At 71.7% G+C, this 13,579-nt stretch carries 15 protein-coding genes; 7 read left to right on the forward strand and 8 right to left on the reverse strand.

From position 1 onward, the window contains the following. Nucleotides 1–21 precede the first annotated feature (21 nt). Nucleotides 22–903, forward strand: coding sequence for an SIS domain-containing protein (locus tag OG226_RS43380; protein ID WP_329352150.1), 882 nt, complete (start codon nucleotides 22–24; stop codon nucleotides 901–903). A gap of 36 nt (nucleotides 904–939) precedes the next feature. After that, entirely contained in the window at nucleotides 940–1,809 is an 870-nt protein-coding gene (locus OG226_RS43385; RefSeq protein ID WP_329352151.1) for a class II fructose-bisphosphate aldolase, read from the forward strand. Here OG226_RS43385 and OG226_RS43390 read toward each other — a convergent pair. After that, on the reverse strand, nucleotides 1,799–2,932 hold the full coding sequence (locus OG226_RS43390; protein WP_328686603.1) for a methyltransferase: 1,134 nt from the start codon (nucleotides 2,930–2,932) through the stop codon (nucleotides 1,799–1,801). The genes OG226_RS43385 and OG226_RS43390 overlap by 11 nt on opposite strands. A 77-nt stretch (nucleotides 2,933–3,009) precedes the next feature. Here OG226_RS43390 and OG226_RS43395 point away from each other — a divergent pair, with 77 nt between their 5' ends. The 4 genes from OG226_RS43395 to OG226_RS43410 all read left to right on the forward strand — a co-directional run bounded on the left by OG226_RS43395 (nucleotide 3,010) and on the right by OG226_RS43410 (nucleotide 6,589). Further along, nucleotides 3,010–3,651 carry an alpha-ketoglutarate-dependent dioxygenase AlkB family protein gene (locus tag OG226_RS43395; RefSeq protein WP_329352152.1) on the forward strand — a complete coding sequence of 214 codons (642 nt, stop codon included), beginning with the start codon at nucleotides 3,010–3,012 and terminating at the stop codon, nucleotides 3,649–3,651. Nucleotides 3,652–3,776: 125 nt separating this feature from the next. Further along, nucleotides 3,777–5,015 (forward strand): ROK family protein, encoded by a 1,239-nt coding sequence (locus tag OG226_RS43400; protein WP_328685047.1) that lies wholly within the window; start codon nucleotides 3,777–3,779, stop codon nucleotides 5,013–5,015. A gap of 130 nt (nucleotides 5,016–5,145) precedes the next feature. Continuing rightward, nucleotides 5,146–5,397 (forward strand): hypothetical protein, encoded by a 252-nt coding sequence (locus OG226_RS43405; RefSeq protein WP_033278775.1) that lies wholly within the window; start codon nucleotides 5,146–5,148, stop codon nucleotides 5,395–5,397. A gap of 10 nt (nucleotides 5,398–5,407) precedes the next feature. Next, the gene (locus tag OG226_RS43410) at nucleotides 5,408–6,589 is read left to right on the forward strand and encodes an SPFH domain-containing protein (RefSeq protein WP_317774902.1); all 1,182 of its coding nucleotides are present in this window, start codon (nucleotides 5,408–5,410) and stop codon (nucleotides 6,587–6,589) included. 37 nt (nucleotides 6,590–6,626) lie between these two features. Here OG226_RS43410 and ilvY read toward each other — a convergent pair whose 3' ends face one another. After that, nucleotides 6,627–7,481, reverse strand: a complete 855-nt coding sequence (gene ilvY, locus OG226_RS43415) for an HTH-type transcriptional activator IlvY (protein ID WP_329352153.1) — start codon at nucleotides 7,479–7,481, stop codon at nucleotides 6,627–6,629. An 88-nt stretch (nucleotides 7,482–7,569) separates the two neighbouring features. On the opposite strand from ilvY, the gene OG226_RS43420 reads away from it, so the two are divergent. Then, the gene (locus tag OG226_RS43420; RefSeq protein ID WP_329352154.1) at nucleotides 7,570–9,039 is read left to right on the forward strand and encodes a ketol-acid reductoisomerase; all 1,470 of its coding nucleotides are present in this window, start codon (nucleotides 7,570–7,572) and stop codon (nucleotides 9,037–9,039) included. A gap of 14 nt (nucleotides 9,040–9,053) precedes the next feature. On the opposite strand, the gene OG226_RS43425 is transcribed toward OG226_RS43420, so the two are convergent. The 6 genes from OG226_RS43425 to OG226_RS43450 form a co-directional block, all read right to left on the reverse strand. After that, nucleotides 9,054–9,824 (reverse strand): TIGR03943 family putative permease subunit, encoded by a 771-nt coding sequence (locus tag OG226_RS43425; RefSeq protein WP_329352155.1) that lies wholly within the window; start codon nucleotides 9,822–9,824, stop codon nucleotides 9,054–9,056. Then, nucleotides 9,821–10,834 (reverse strand): permease, encoded by a 1,014-nt coding sequence (locus OG226_RS43430; RefSeq protein WP_329352156.1) that lies wholly within the window; start codon nucleotides 10,832–10,834, stop codon nucleotides 9,821–9,823. Before OG226_RS43430 ends, OG226_RS43425 begins: the two co-directional genes overlap by 4 nt. A 198-nt stretch (nucleotides 10,835–11,032) precedes the next feature. Then, nucleotides 11,033–11,947, reverse strand: coding sequence for a phosphotriesterase family protein (locus OG226_RS43435; protein WP_329352157.1), 915 nt, complete (start codon nucleotides 11,945–11,947; stop codon nucleotides 11,033–11,035). After that, nucleotides 11,941–12,525 carry a DUF4865 family protein gene (locus OG226_RS43440; protein WP_329352158.1) on the reverse strand — a complete coding sequence of 195 codons (585 nt, stop codon included), beginning with the start codon at nucleotides 12,523–12,525 and terminating at the stop codon, nucleotides 11,941–11,943. The genes OG226_RS43435 and OG226_RS43440 overlap by 7 nt, the downstream gene beginning before the upstream one ends. Before the next feature lie 11 nt (nucleotides 12,526–12,536). Continuing rightward, nucleotides 12,537–12,932 carry a (R)-mandelonitrile lyase gene (locus tag OG226_RS43445; protein WP_328685054.1) on the reverse strand — a complete coding sequence of 132 codons (396 nt, stop codon included), beginning with the start codon at nucleotides 12,930–12,932 and terminating at the stop codon, nucleotides 12,537–12,539. A 12-nt stretch (nucleotides 12,933–12,944) separates the two neighbouring features. Continuing rightward, nucleotides 12,945–13,511 carry a TetR/AcrR family transcriptional regulator gene (locus OG226_RS43450; RefSeq protein ID WP_329352159.1) on the reverse strand — a complete coding sequence of 189 codons (567 nt, stop codon included), beginning with the start codon at nucleotides 13,509–13,511 and terminating at the stop codon, nucleotides 12,945–12,947. Nucleotides 13,512–13,579 lie beyond the last annotated feature (68 nt).

Consider the following 13,579-nt stretch of genomic DNA (forward strand, 5'->3'; position numbering starts at 1 on the left):
ATCAGCGGGGAGGGGTACGGCATGACCCACGTCGAGGACGAGCTGAACAGTCAGCCCGAGTGCTGGATACGCGCCGCGGCGGAGGCGCCCCGATACCGGGACGCGCTGCCCACGCCGGGGGAGCGGGTCGCGATCGTCGGCTGCGGCACCTCGTACTTCATGGCCCAGGCGATCGCCGCCCTGCGCGAGGGGGCGGGCCAGGGGGAGACCGACGCCTTCGCCGCCTCGGAGTTCCCGCACGGGCGGACGTACGACCGGGTCCTCGCCCTCACCCGCTCCGGCACCACCACCGAAGTGCTGGAACTCCTGCGGGAGTTGAGAGGGCGCACCCGCACCACCGCGATCACCGCCGACCCGCACACACCGGTCATGACGGCCGCCGACGAGCTGGTCGTGCTCGACTTCGCCGACGAACGGTCCGTCGTGCAGACCCGGTTCGCGACCACCGCCGTCACCCTGCTCCGCGCGCACCTCGGCCTGCACACCGACGCCGTGGTCGCCGACGCCCGCACCGCGCTCGCCACCGAACTGCCCCAACAGCTCGTCGCCTGCACCCAGTTCACCTTCCTCGGTCGCGGCTGGACCGTCGGGCTCGCCAACGAGGCCGGGCTGAAGATGCGCGAGGCCTCACTGTCCTGGACCGAGGCCTACCCGGCGATGGAGTACCGACACGGCCCGATCAGCATCACCACCCACGGCACCGCCACCTGGATGCTCGGCGAGGCGCCCGAGGGACTCGCCCAACAGGTGGGCGCCACCGGCGGGTTGTGGATCGAGGGCGGCCTCGACCCGCTCGCCGAACTCGTCCGCGCCCAGCGCCTCGCGGTCGCCGTCGCCGCGTACCGCGACCTGGACCCCGACCGCCCGCGCCACCTCACCCGCTCGGTGATCCTCGCCCCCTGAAGCCCCGGCAACCGGTACGTCAGGAAAGGACAGGCCGTGCCCCTCGTCACCACCGGTGAGCTCGTCACCCGCGCCGCCAAGGCCCGCTCCGCGGTCGCCGCCTTCAACATCATCACGCTGGAACACGTCGAGGCCGTCATCGCCGGCGCCGAGTCCACCGGCGCCCCCGTCGTCCTCCAAGTCAGCGAGAACGCCGTCAAGTTCCGCTACGGCCGCCTCCTCCCGCTCGCCCGCGCGGCCGTCGCCGCCGCCGAACGGGCCGCCGTACCCGTCGCGTTGCACCTCGACCACGTCCAGAGCGACGACCTGCTGCGACAGGCGCACAGCGCCGGCTTCAGCTCCGTCATGTACGACGCGGCCCGCCTGCCCTACGCCGAGAACCTCGCCGCGACCCGCGCCGCCGCCGACTGGGCACATGCCCAAGGGCTGTGGATCGAGGCCGAGTTGGGACAGGTAGGCGGCAAGAACGGCGAGTCGCCCCTCGACGCCCACGCACCCGGCGCCCGCACCGACCCCGCCCAGGCCCGCGCCTTCGTCGCCGACTCCGGCGTGGACGCGCTCGCCGTGGCCATCGGCAGCTCGCACGCGATGACCACCCGTACGGCCGCCCTCGACCACGATCTCCTCAAGCGGCTCGCCGCGACCCTGGACGTCCCCCTCGTCCTGCACGGCTCCTCGGGAGTCCCCGACGACGAACTGACCGCGGCCGTCGCCGGCGGCATCACCAAGGTCAACGTGGGCACGGCCCTCAACCAGGCGATGACCGGAGCGATCCGCGCGTTCCTCGCCGAACACCCCGAGGCGGTCGACTCCCGCAAGTACCTGAACGTGGGACGGGAGGCGATGGCGGGGGCGGTGGCCCGGATCGTCGGCGTGCTCGCGGGAGGCGGTGGGGTTACCGCTTGACGGCCTTCAGGACCACGAACTTGGCGTCGCTGGCGACCAGTTGGCTGTTGCCGAAGAGCCGCTTCAGCTTCACGTGGTAGGCGAGATGCCGGTTGCCGATCACCCACAGCTCGCCACCCGGCCGCAGGGCGCGCCGCGCCCCGGAGAACATCCGCCAGGCCGTCGCGTCGGTCGTCGCCTGGTGGGAGTGGAACGGCGGATTGTTGAGCACGAGGTCCACGCTGTCGGCCGGGACCCCGACCAGCCCGTCCCCGACCCTGAACTCGGCATGCCCGGGTGCGCCGTTGGCCTTGTACGTCGCCTCGGCCGAGGCGACGGCCTGGAACGACTCGTCCACGAAAAGGACTTCGGCCTCCGGATCGGCCAGCGACACCGCCGTACCGACGACACCGTTGCCGCACCCGAGGTCAACCACCTTGCCGAGCCCAGGACGTGAGGGCAGATGCTGGAGGAGGAAACGCGTACCGATGTCGAGGCGCTCGGCGCAGAACACGCCCGCGTGATTGACCACGGTCCGCCCCGAGACGACACCGATGTCGTCGGGCAGGGCGTAACTGTGCGGCCAGGGGTTGGTGCCACGTGCCGCCGACGACCGGGGCGTGCAGTGGATCAGCCGGGCCTTCTTCTCGGCCAGCGAGGTCCGGGTCGGGCCGAGGATCCGCTCGAACAGCTTCAGCGTCGAGGTGTGGATCTCCTTCACCATGCCCGTGCCCACGACGACCGTCTCGGCGTGCACCGCGGGCGCCAGCCGCAGCAACTGGTCCTCCAGCAGCGCCAGGCTCTTGGGCACCCGGACCAGCAGTACGTCGACGCGCTCGGGCGGCGGATCCTGGGTGGTGAGCAGTCGTACGGAATGCAGGTCGACCTCGTTGCGCGCGAGGTTCGCCTTGGTCGCCTCCTGGGTGAGGAACGAGTCCGTGATCTGCACCGGACCGTGCTCCGCGAGCGCCGTGGCGAGGGCGCCCCAGCGGTCGCCCACGATCACGACCGTGCCGGACAGCGGTGTGTCCTGTTCCGCGAGCTGTCGCAGAAGGTATTCGTCGGAGGCGTCCCAGGCGCGCAGCCGGTCGCGCGGGTCCTCGGGGAAGCGGGTCAGGGCGCGGTCGCCCCACGGAGTCGTCATTCGGTCGATATGGTCGTCCATCGTGCGCCAAGGCTAACCGAGTGCCGGCTCATGGCCGGTCGGGGCAGGATGGGGCCATGGACGCCGAGCTGTTTCCGAGAGTTCGTACGGAGATCGCGCCGGGCGCGGTGCACGTGCCCGACTGGCTCGCCCCGGACCGCCGGCGCGACCTCCTGACGGCCTGCCGCGAGTGGGCCCGCCCCCCGGCCGGCCTGCGCACGGTCCGCACCCCCGGCGGCGGCACGATGACCGCCCGGCAGGTGTGCCTCGGCTGGCACTGGTACCCGTACGCCTACTCCCGCATGACGACCGACGGCGACGGCACCCCGGTGAAACCCTTCCCGACCTGGCTCGACGACCTCGCGCAGCGGGCGGTCACCGACACACTGGGGGCGCCGACAGCGTCGTACGACATCGCCCTGATCAATTTCTACGACGGCGACGCGCGCATGGGCATGCACCGTGACGCCGACGAGCGTTCCGACGCCCCCGTGGTCTCCCTCAGCCTCGGCGACACCTGCGTCTTCCGCTTCGGCAACCCGGAGACCCGCACCAAGCCGTACACCGACGTCGAACTGAGAAGCGGCGACCTTTTCGTGTTCGGGGGGCCGTCGAGAAAGGCGTATCACGGGGTGCCGAGGGTCTACGAGGGCACGGCGCCAGGGGAGTTGGGACTGAAGGGCAGGTTGAATGTCACGCTCAGGGTGAGCGGGTTCTAGGGGCGCGGGGCTGTATCGATACGCGGCTCCGCCGGGTGGGCGCGACCGGCCCCCACCGGCCCGCACATTGATCACGACCCGCACACCTCGTCGCCACTCCTACGGATCATGGGAGACTCGCCCTCATGAGCGGCAAGGCGGACCCCCGGCCGGCGGGGGATGGGACCACCTCAAGAGCGCGACTGGACCGGGGCCGCGGAGCCCTCGGCCCCGCGCTGGAGCTCGTGCACACCGGCCGCGCCCCCACCCGCGCCGTCCTCACCGCCGAACTCGGCGTGACCAGGGCGACGGCAGGCGCGGTGGCCGCCGAACTGGAGGCGTTGGGCCTGATCAGGGTCGATGCCCGCCCCGGCGCCGCGGCCGGTTCGCAGGGCCGCCCCTCGCACCGCCTCGCGCTCGCGGAGGACGGCCCCGTCGTGCTCGCCGCCCAGGTGCACGCCGACGGCTTCCGCGCCGCGCTGGTAGGGCTCGGCGGCCAGATCGTCGCGACCGCGCCCGGCTGCGAGGCCGTGGACGCCGACCCCGCGAAGGTACTGGGGTCGGTCGTCGAGGCCGGTGCCGATCTGCTGCGCGAGACCGGCCGCCGCTGCGTGGGCGCCGGGCTCGCCGTACCGTCCGCCGTCGCCGAGCCCGAAGGACTGGCGCTCAACCCCCTCCACCTCGCCTGGCCCGCGGGCGCGCCCGTGCGGCGGATCTTCGCCGAGTGCGTGCGCGCGGCCGGCCTCACCGGACCCGCGTTCGCGGGCAACGACGTCAACCTCGCCGCGCTCGCCGAGCACCGGCACGGCGCGGGCCGCGGCGCCCGCGACCTGCTGTGCGTGGCGACCGGACACCGGGGTGTCGGCGGCGCGCTGGTGCTCGACGGGCGTCTGCACACCGGGAGTTCGGGCCTCGCGCTGGAGGTCGGGCACCTCACCGTGAACCCCGAGGGCCGCCCCTGCCACTGCGGCAGCCGCGGCTGCCTCGACGTCGAGGCCGACCCGCTCGCCTTCCTCACGGCCGCCGGCCGCGAACCCGGCCCCGAGGTGTCCCTGCTCCAGGAGTCCAACGAACTGATCCGTCGCCACTACGACGACCCATCCGTCCGGAAGGCCGCCGAGACCCTGATCGACCGGCTCGGACTGGGGCTCGCGGGCCTGGTGAACATCCTCAACCCCGACCGGATCATCCTCGGCGGACTGCACCGCACCCTCCTCGACGCCGACCCGGACCGGCTGCGCGCGGTCGTCGCCGACCGGAGCCTGTGGGGGCAGAGCGGGGGCGTGCCGATCCTCGCCTGCACCCTGGACCACAACAGCCTGGTCGGGGCGGCCGAGTTGGCGTGGCAGCCGGTCCTCGACGACCCGCTGGCCGCCCTGTCCTGACCGCGGCCGGTGCCGCCCGGCCGTCGCCCGGAAGACGTCGTGCAAAAGGTGTGTGGTGGGCCCGTTGGGTCCGTGACCCGAGTGGGTCTATCGTCGGAAACCTAAGGCCAGAGGATGGAGGCGGCCGGTGATGCCGCAGGACGAGCCCGTGATCGGATGCACGGGAGAGGTGATCATCGAGACCCGGGGAAGCGCGGGCCCCGGCGAGATCCTCGTGCGGGTCCGGGGCGGCTCCGAGACATTCCTGGCCTGGTCGGATGATCCCCTGCCCACGGGGGCCAGGGTGCTCGTGATCGAGTCCCGTGGACGACGTGCCGTGCACGTCATCGAGTGGGCGGATCCATTGGACGCGCTGGACGGCGAACCCGCCGGCGCAGAGTGAGGAGCAAGACATGTTCGGTTACCGCGTTCCCGCCCCCGATGAGGCGATGCTGATCTCGGGTGGCAGGCGGGGACTGGGGGGCGCGCCGTTCCGAGTGGTGACGGGGCACGGAAAGTTCGTGCTGCCGGTTTTCCGCAAGACCCGTTTTCTCACGCTGTCGATGTGCGAGGCCGAGGTCACCGAGACCTGTGTGACCCGCCAGGGCATCGCGCTGCACGTCCGCGCCGTGATCGCGTTCAAGGTCGGCAACGACACCGAGAGCATCATCAACGCGGGCCAGCGGTTCCTCTCCGACCAGGACCAGATGTCGGTGCTGACCGGCCGGATCTTCGCAGGTCACCTGCGGTCCATCATCGGCTCGATGACGGTCGAGGAGATCGTCACGGAGCGGCAGAAGCTCGCCGCCGAGGTACTGGACACGTCAAAGGTCGAGATGGCGAAGATCGGCCTGATCGTCGACTCGCTGCAGATCCAGTCGATCGACGACGGCGAGGTCGGCTACATCGAGGCCATGTCCGCACCGCACAAGGCGGCCATCCAGCGACAGGCCCAGATCGCCCAGGCCCAGGCCACCCAGGCCTCCGTCGAGGCGGAGCAGGTCGCGGCCCGCAACCAGGCGGAGTACGCCCGGCAGACCGCGGTCGTCAAGGCCGAGTACTCGGCCGAGGTCGACCGCGCCCAGGCGCAGGCCGCGCAGGCCGGACCGCTCGCGCAGGCGCACGCCCAGCAGGAGGTGCTCGCCGCGCAGACCGAACTGGCCCAGCGCCAGGCCGAGTTGCGGCAGCAGCAGCTGGTCGCCGAGATCGTCAAGCCGGCCGAGGCCGAGGCCCAGCGGATCAAGCTGCTCGCCATCGCCGAGGCGGAGCGGATGAAGATCCAGGCCGAGGCGGCGGCGTCGTACGACCGCGTCGCGCTCGACCGGATGCTGATCGACCAGCTTCCGCAGATCGTGAAGGAAGCGGCGGGGGGTCTTGCGGGGGCCAACGTCAACGTCCTCAACGGCGCGGACGGCCTCGGGGAGATCGCCGCGGGGCTGGTGTCGCAGGGGCTGACGATCCTGGACTCGGTCCGGGGGAACCTCAGCGGCGCGGACCCCGACGGGCGTCGTCCCGGCGACGAGGTCAAGAACCTGCTCCAGTTGCAGGCGAAGAAGGACGAGAAGAAGAACGACGGGCCGGTCGACCTGGACTAGGCACTCCGCTGGGAGTAGCGGCATGTGCGCCGCCGCTCTACTGCGGCGCCGTGAGGCTCCACAGGGCCGCCACCAGAGGGCGGCGCAGGTCCGCCCTTCGTACGCAGAGCCCGATCGGGAACGGTTCCGGTGGTGGGTCCGCTGGGATCACCGTCAGCCGTTCCCGTACGGCGCTGTTCTCCAGGACGAGGCGGGGCACCACGCCCGTTCCGCAGCCGAGGGCGACCAGAGTCAACAGGCCTTCGTGGCCGTCCGGTTCGCAGGCCACGTCGGGTGTCGTGCCCCGGGTGCGGAACCAGCGGTCGGCGGCCTCGCGGACCAGGCCCCGGTGCGGGAGGACGAACGGGCCGTCGAGATCCGGGTCGGGGCGGTCGAGCGCGGTGACCGGGACGAGTTCGGTCACCGCGACCGTGCGGCTCACCAGTGGCTCCGGCAGCCGCGCCGGGATGCCCGCTACCGCCACGTCGACCTCACCCTCGTCGAGACGGGCCAGCGCCGCCGCCGCGTCGCCGGTGCGCAGATCCAGCCGTACCTGGGGATGCGCGGCCCGGAAGGGTGCCAACAGGTCGGGCAGCAGGGCCTGGCAGGCGGTCACCGTGGCGAACAGGGCCAGTCTGCCGGTGAGTTCGGCCGGGTCGGGATGCTCCTCGCGGTAGGCACGCCACAACTCCAGTGACTGGACGGCGTATTCACGGAAGCGGTGTCCCTCCGCGGTGAGGGAGACCCCGCGCGCCCCGCGGTCGAAGAGCCGGTGTCCGAGGTCGGCCTCCAGCCGCTGCACGGTCCGGGTCAGCGTCGCCGGACTGACATGGCAGTCGAGACTCGTCCGCCCGAAGTTCAGGGTCTGCGCCAGATGCAGGAAAAGCCGTAGCTCCCGATGGTCGTCCCGCATACCGTGACCTGGTCCTTTCGCTTCGTGCAACAGCCCGCTGCGTAAGTTGCGCTTGCCGCAACGCCCGCCCGGAGCCTACAACTCCACCATGACCTCGACCACGTACACCTCCGCCGTCTTCGCCCTCGAAACGATGGACGTGCCCGGCGGCACGGAGACCATCCTGCGCGGTGGCCGGCACCTCTTCCCGCTGCTCCCGCAGGCCTTCGCCGGCGTCCGCCGCGTCGGCGTCATCGGCTGGGGCCCGCAGGGGCGCGCCCAGACCCGCAACCTGCGCGACTCCCTCGCCGGTACGGACATCCGGGTGAGCGTCGGCCTGCGCCCCGGCTCGGCCTCCGCGGCCGACGCGCGCTCCCACGGCTTCACCGAGGAGGACGGCACACTCGGCGACTGGCTCGCGGTCACCGCCGAGAGCGACCTGGTGATCCTGCTCATCGCGGACGCGGCCCTCGCCGCCCACCACGAGGAGATCTTCGCCGCCCTCAAACCCGGCGCCACCATCGGCCTCTCGCACGGCTTCCTGCTCGGTCATCTCCGGGCCACCGGTGGGGAGTTCCCGCCCGGACACGGAGTCGTCGCCGTCTGCCCCAAGGGCATGGGCGACTCCGTGCGCCGGCTCTACGAGCAGGGCGCCGAGATCAACGGCGCCGGGATCAACAGCAGTTACGCCGTCCATGCCGACCCCGACGGCAAGGCCACCGACCGCGCGCTCGGCTGGTCGGTCGCGCTCGGCTCGCCGTACACCTTCCGCACCACCCTGGAGAGCGAGTACCGCTCCGACATCGTCGGCGAACGCGCCATCCTCCTCGGCGCCGTTCACGGCATCGTCGAGAGCCTCTTCACGCGCTACCGCCTGACCGGCGACGACGCGGTGACCGCGTACGAGCGCTCCTGCGAGAACGTCACCGGCCCGATCGCCCGCACCATCTCCCAGGCCGGACTCCGCGCCGTCCGCGAGGAGTTGGACCCGGCCGGACGGGAGGTCTTCGACCGCGCGTACTCGGCGACCTACGGTCCCGCCCGTGAGATCGTCGCCGAGATCTACGACGAGGTCGCCGACGGTACGGAGCTGCGCAGCGTCGTCCTGGCCGAACGGCGGCTCGGGGCGCGGGAGATGAGCGGGATCGGCGGTTCCCCGATGTGGGCGGCGGGGGCGGAGGTGCGGGCGCGCCGGGCCGAACGCGCCCTGCCCGTCGAGCCGTTCACCGCCGGGGTGTTCGTGGCGACGATGACCGCCCAGGTCGACGAGTTCGCCGAGCGCGGCCACCCCTGGTCGGAGATCGTCAACGAGTCCGTCATCGAGGCGGTGGACTCCCTGCTGCCGTACATGCACGCACGGGACGTGGCCTACATGGTCGACAACTGCTCCCGCACGGCCCGCCTGGGCGCCCGGCGTTGGGGTCCGCGCTTCCAGGCGGCCTACGAACAGATCGCCTACCCGGCGTCAGAACTCCCGGCGGATGAGGCTCTGTTGGAGGCCTTCGACACCCACCCCTTGCACGAGGCCCTGGCCGCGGCGGCGAAACTGCGTCCCTCCGTGGACATCTCGGTCGCCTAGCTCAGCGGTCCGGCTCAGCGTGGGGACCCGAACGGCAGGGCGTCCTGGTAGGCGTTCACCGGCTTGGCGACCTTCTGGACGGTGACGCCGTCGAGCGCGGCCACGGCGGAACTCGTCCCCAGGGTTCCGCTCGCGTGCCAGGTCCCGGTGATCGTCACCCAGGTGTTGGCGGACAGGGCCGGGATGCCGTAGACCCGCACCTTGATGGACTGGGCGTCCGCCGCGCAGCACGAGATCATGATCCGGGTCAGGTCCCAGTAGGCGGACCCCTTGTCGGGCGTGACGAACCCGGTCATCTGGACGGTGCGGCCCTTGATGACCCGCTTGCGGTCCTGCTGCACGCGGGTCGTGAAGTCCGTGAGGGTCATCGGCAGCGGCGAGGTCACGGGCAGCGGATCGAAGGCGTCCTGCACCGGGACGGCCTTGGGGGCGGCGCGGGAGGCGGTGTAGGCGCCGAGGGCGGGTGGGGCGTAGAAGAGCAGGCTGAGGGCGGGGAGGAAGAGCAGCCAGGCGACGCGGGGGACCTTGGAGTGGTTGTGGCCCATGTGCTCTTCGGGGTGTTCGGTGTGGTTCTCGCCGATGTGGTGGTCGTCCACACTCGGGTTCTGCCGGGACCGTGACCAGGCCTCCGCGATGCTGAGCAGGATCAGCAGGAACCCGGACACGACGAGCATCGGGCGCATGCTCGGCTTGACGTAGCGCAGGCACAGGTCGGTGAAGAGCGAGGCGTGCAGCAGGCCCAGGCCGCTGAGGACGAGCAGGGTCACCTGGAGGGGGCGTCTCACAGCAGTACGGCTCCGATCAGGGCGCTGGACAGCACCGCGACGACCGTCGTGGCGGCGGAGAAGCGGACCGCGAAGGCCCGGCCGAACGTGCCCGCCTGGAGGGCGATCAGCTTCAGGTCGACCATGGGGCCTACGACCATGAACGCGAGCCGGGCTGTGGGGGAGAAGCCCGTGAGGGAGGACGCGACGAACGCGTCGGCCTCCGAGCAGACCGCGAGGATGATCGCGAGCGCGGCCAGGAACAGCACCGACAGCCAGGGTGATCCGGCGAAGGTGTCGAGCACGGAGCGCGGCACGGCCACGTTGAAGGTCGCCGCCGCCATCGCGCCGATGACCAGGAACCCACCCGCGTGCAGGAAGTCGTGCTGGAAGCCGGTGCGGAACTCGGTGAAGCGGCTGTGCCCCGGCCGGTGCCCGGTGTGCCGCGGGACCGGGCGCAGCCACTCCTCACGCCCCAGCCAGAGCCACAGCCAGCCCATCACCACGGCGGTCGCGAGCGAGGCGAGCAGCCGGGCCAGCACCATGACCGGGCTGGCGGGAAACGCGATCGCGGTGGCGGTCAGCACGACCGGGTTGATCGCGGGCGCCGAGAGCAGGAACGCGAACGCGGCGGCCGGGGTGACCCCGCGCCCGATCAGACTGTTCGCGACCGGCACCGACGCGCACTCGCAGCCCGGCAGCACGACCCCCGCCATCCCGGCCACCGGCACGGCGAACGCGGCCCGCTTGGGCAGGACCTTCGTGAACACTCGCGCCGGCACGAACGCGTTGATCGCCCCCGACAGAGCCGTACCGAGCAGCAGGAAGGGCAGCGCCTGTGTGGTGATGGCGAGACACACGGTCCGCCAGGCCTGCACGGCCGGCGCGTCCAGCCACCGTCCGACGACGAAGAGCAGCAGCCCCGGAACGACGGCCGCCCCGAGCAGCATGAGCGGCCAGGACCGGGGCCACCCGGCCGCCGTGACATCCGCTTCCGCCGCTTTCGGCGGCTCCACCGTCGTCGTCTGCACACGAGCTCCACATGTTCGATGTTCGCGTCGAACATAGCGGTCGCCCGTCAGCCCTCGGCGACCGGCTCCGGGGAGAGCGCGTACTGCGCGACACCGTCACCGGGCGACCGGTCGACCGACTCGTTCTCGGGCACCGTGACGAACACGTTCAGTGCGTCGACACGGACGAAGGGAAGGTCGGCTGTACTTCCCGTTCCCTCAGGGGCAGTCCATGGCAAACGCACGCGCGGGGTTCTCCCTGAAAACGCGCTCCACCAACTCCTCGCCCAGCTCCACCGCGAGCCGTGGCCCCACCCGTCGCAGCAGATACGGCATCCCCGGACCGCCGTCCACCGAGCGGGCCCCGGCGACCACCGTGTCGCCGCCGAGCAGCAGCCGGTCTCCGAAGCCGGCCTCGGCCAGCGCCCGGACCGCGTCCGGCATCCGCCAGTCCGTGGCGTGGTTGGCGCGGGACGGGCCGTCGAACGCCAGGTAGGCGCCCGCGTCGGCGGCCTGTCGCTGGACCACCGGGTCGGGGGAGCGGTTGAGGTGGCCGAGGATCACCCGGTGCGGTTCGACCCCCAACTCGCCGCACAGCAGGTCGAGTACGTCGAGGGCGCCCGTGCCCAGCTCCAGGTGGACGGCGATCGGCGCGCCGGTCGCGCGGTGGGCCTCGGCCGCGGCGGTCATCGTCCAGCGGGCGTGCGCGTCGAGGCCGTGAAAGCCGCCCGCGACCTTGATGAGCCCGGCGCGGACACCGGACGGACCGACGCCTTCCGTCAGCTCGGAGACGAAGACCTCGGCCAGCCCGCCGCGCAGGCTCTCCAACAACTCCGGGCTGTAGTGCGCCGCTTGGTGCAACCCGGTCGCGCAGACCACGTGCACCCCCGTCGACCGCGACAGCGGCGGCAGATCGGCGACCCGCCGCCCCATCCCGTACGGCGTCCACTGCACGACACTGCCCCCGCCGACGGAACGGAACGCGTTCAACTCGGCCCGCGCGGCCGAGGCGTCGCCCAGCTCCTGGCCGGGAAGTCGCGGGCTGCGGATGAAGAGATGGTCGTGCGCGTCGCACAGACCCAACAGCCGCGGGTCCACATCCCCAAGTACCGTACGGACGAGGGCACTTACCACTGTCGCCCCCGAGGCAACCCGTCCCGCCCCGGTGCCGAGAGGTGCAGCACCTGGAACACGTCCCCCTCCGCCTTCGGCGACTCGTGGTCCCAGAGCGAGAAGTGGACGAGCTCCCAGCTGTGCGGGTCGACGGCCGCCGCCGCGAGCACCGCGCCGTCCTCACCGGCCAGCCGCCGGGTCTCGCCCACCGCGTCCTCCATGACCGCGGCCAACTCCCCGCCCTCAGCTATCCGTTGGCGCCGCCGCACTGCGACGGCCACCGGTGAGCCCGCGGCGCCCCCCTCCTCGTGGGCGAGGCCGGTCCACTGAGACACCTCCGGTCGCCCGAAGTCGTTGACGAGCCCTTGGAAGGCGCCGCCCCAGAGGAAGCGGTTCATGCCCTCGACCGTGTTCCACAGATAGAACGGCGCGTACTGGTTGACCGGCGAACCGTGCACCCCGCGCTCACGGAGGAGATACGCCTTGAAACCGAGCCCGTCCCAGTCGTCGAGGAGATGCCCGACCCGGGCGACCCGGCTCCGGACGATGTCCATGTCGTAGTCGCCGGGAAGGGTGAGTCCGTACTGCATCGCGTGCATCAAGTGCCCCCTCAGGCCGGGTAGTCGGCCGCGTCGACGTGCTCGTACCAGCAGGCGGTGGTGCCGTCCTCCGCGGCCTCGACGACCGCGAGATGCGTCATGAACGTGCGCGGTGCGGCGCCGTGCCAGTGCCACTCGTCCGGTTCGATCCACACGGTGTCGCCCGCGCGGATCGGCTCGACGGCACCGCCCTTGCGCTGCACGAGACCCTCGCCTTCCGTCACGTGCAGCACCTGGCCGTGCGGGTGGGTGTGCCACGCCGTGTGCGCGCCCGGCGTGAAGTGCACGCTGAACATCCTTATCCGGGAAGGCGGTTGGGGTGCGGCGATCTCGTCGAGCCACACCGTGCCGGTGAAGTTCTCCGCCGGGCCCTGCCGTGTGTCGGGGTGCTTCCTGCTGATCCGCACGTACCTGGGCTCCTATCGGTAAGACACGGGTGAGAGAAGGGAGAGCAGCCCCCGGACACCGGCGTCGAAGGCGGCCGGCGACCCGGACGCGCGGGCGAGGACGTACCCGCCCTGCACGGTCGCGAGGATGGTGGCGGCGATCTCCTCGCCGTCCAGCTCCGGCCCGAACTGCCCCTGCTCCTTGCCCTCTTCGACGATCCCGGCGAGCCGCTCACGGATCGCGTCGAGCGTCGCGTCGACCGGCTCGCGCAGCTCGGCGCTGGCGATCACGTCCGGATCCATCGTCAGCCGCCCGACCGGACACCCACGCAACACATCGCGCTCGCGCCGCAGATACGCCTCGATCCGCTCGTACGGCGTGCCGGGCCCCTCCAGTACTCCCGCGGCGGTGGCCAGCAACTCCTCGGCCGTCCGCCGGATCGCGGCCAGCGCCAGCTCCGGCTTGCCCTTGAAGTGGTGGTACATGCTGCCCTGCCCAGCACTCGCGCGCTCCAGGATCGCCTTGGGGCTGGTGCCGACGTAGCCGCGCTCCCACAACAGCTCGCGGGTGGACTCGATCAGACGCTCCGGGGTGCTCATGGCAGGACTGTACATACTAGTAGGTACAGAAGTCGAGAGACTATCGACGGACGGCGGGAGCAGCCGGA

The organism is Streptomyces sp. NBC_01261 (assembly GCF_036226385.1).
Taxonomy (GTDB): Bacteria; Actinomycetota; Actinomycetes; order Streptomycetales; family Streptomycetaceae; genus Streptomyces.

Bases quoted from the DNA above. Each gene is read 5' to 3' on its own strand.
- OG226_RS43400 (WP_328685047.1), top strand. From the start codon at position 3,777: ATGAGCGGCAAGGCGGACCCCCGGCCGGCGGGGGATGGGACCACCTCA.
- OG226_RS43405 (WP_033278775.1), top strand. From the start codon at position 5,146: ATGCCGCAGGACGAGCCCGTGATCGGATGCACGGGAGAGGTGATCATC.
- OG226_RS43395 (WP_329352152.1), top strand. From the start codon at position 3,010: ATGGACGCCGAGCTGTTTCCGAGAGTTCGTACGGAGATCGCGCCGGGC.
- OG226_RS43440 (WP_329352158.1), bottom strand. From the start codon at position 12,525: ATGCACGCGATGCAGTACGGACTCACCCTTCCCGGCGACTACGACATG.
- ilvY (WP_329352153.1), bottom strand. From the start codon at position 7,481: ATGCGGGACGACCATCGGGAGCTACGGCTTTTCCTGCATCTGGCGCAG.
- OG226_RS43380 (WP_329352150.1), top strand. From the start codon at position 22: ATGACCCACGTCGAGGACGAGCTGAACAGTCAGCCCGAGTGCTGGATA.
- OG226_RS43450 (WP_329352159.1), bottom strand. From the start codon at position 13,511: ATGAGCACCCCGGAGCGTCTGATCGAGTCCACCCGCGAGCTGTTGTGG.
- OG226_RS43390 (WP_328686603.1), bottom strand. From the start codon at position 2,932: ATGACGACTCCGTGGGGCGACCGCGCCCTGACCCGCTTCCCCGAGGAC.
- OG226_RS43420 (WP_329352154.1), top strand. From the start codon at position 7,570: ATGACCTCGACCACGTACACCTCCGCCGTCTTCGCCCTCGAAACGATG.
- OG226_RS43410 (WP_317774902.1), top strand. From the start codon at position 5,408: ATGTTCGGTTACCGCGTTCCCGCCCCCGATGAGGCGATGCTGATCTCG.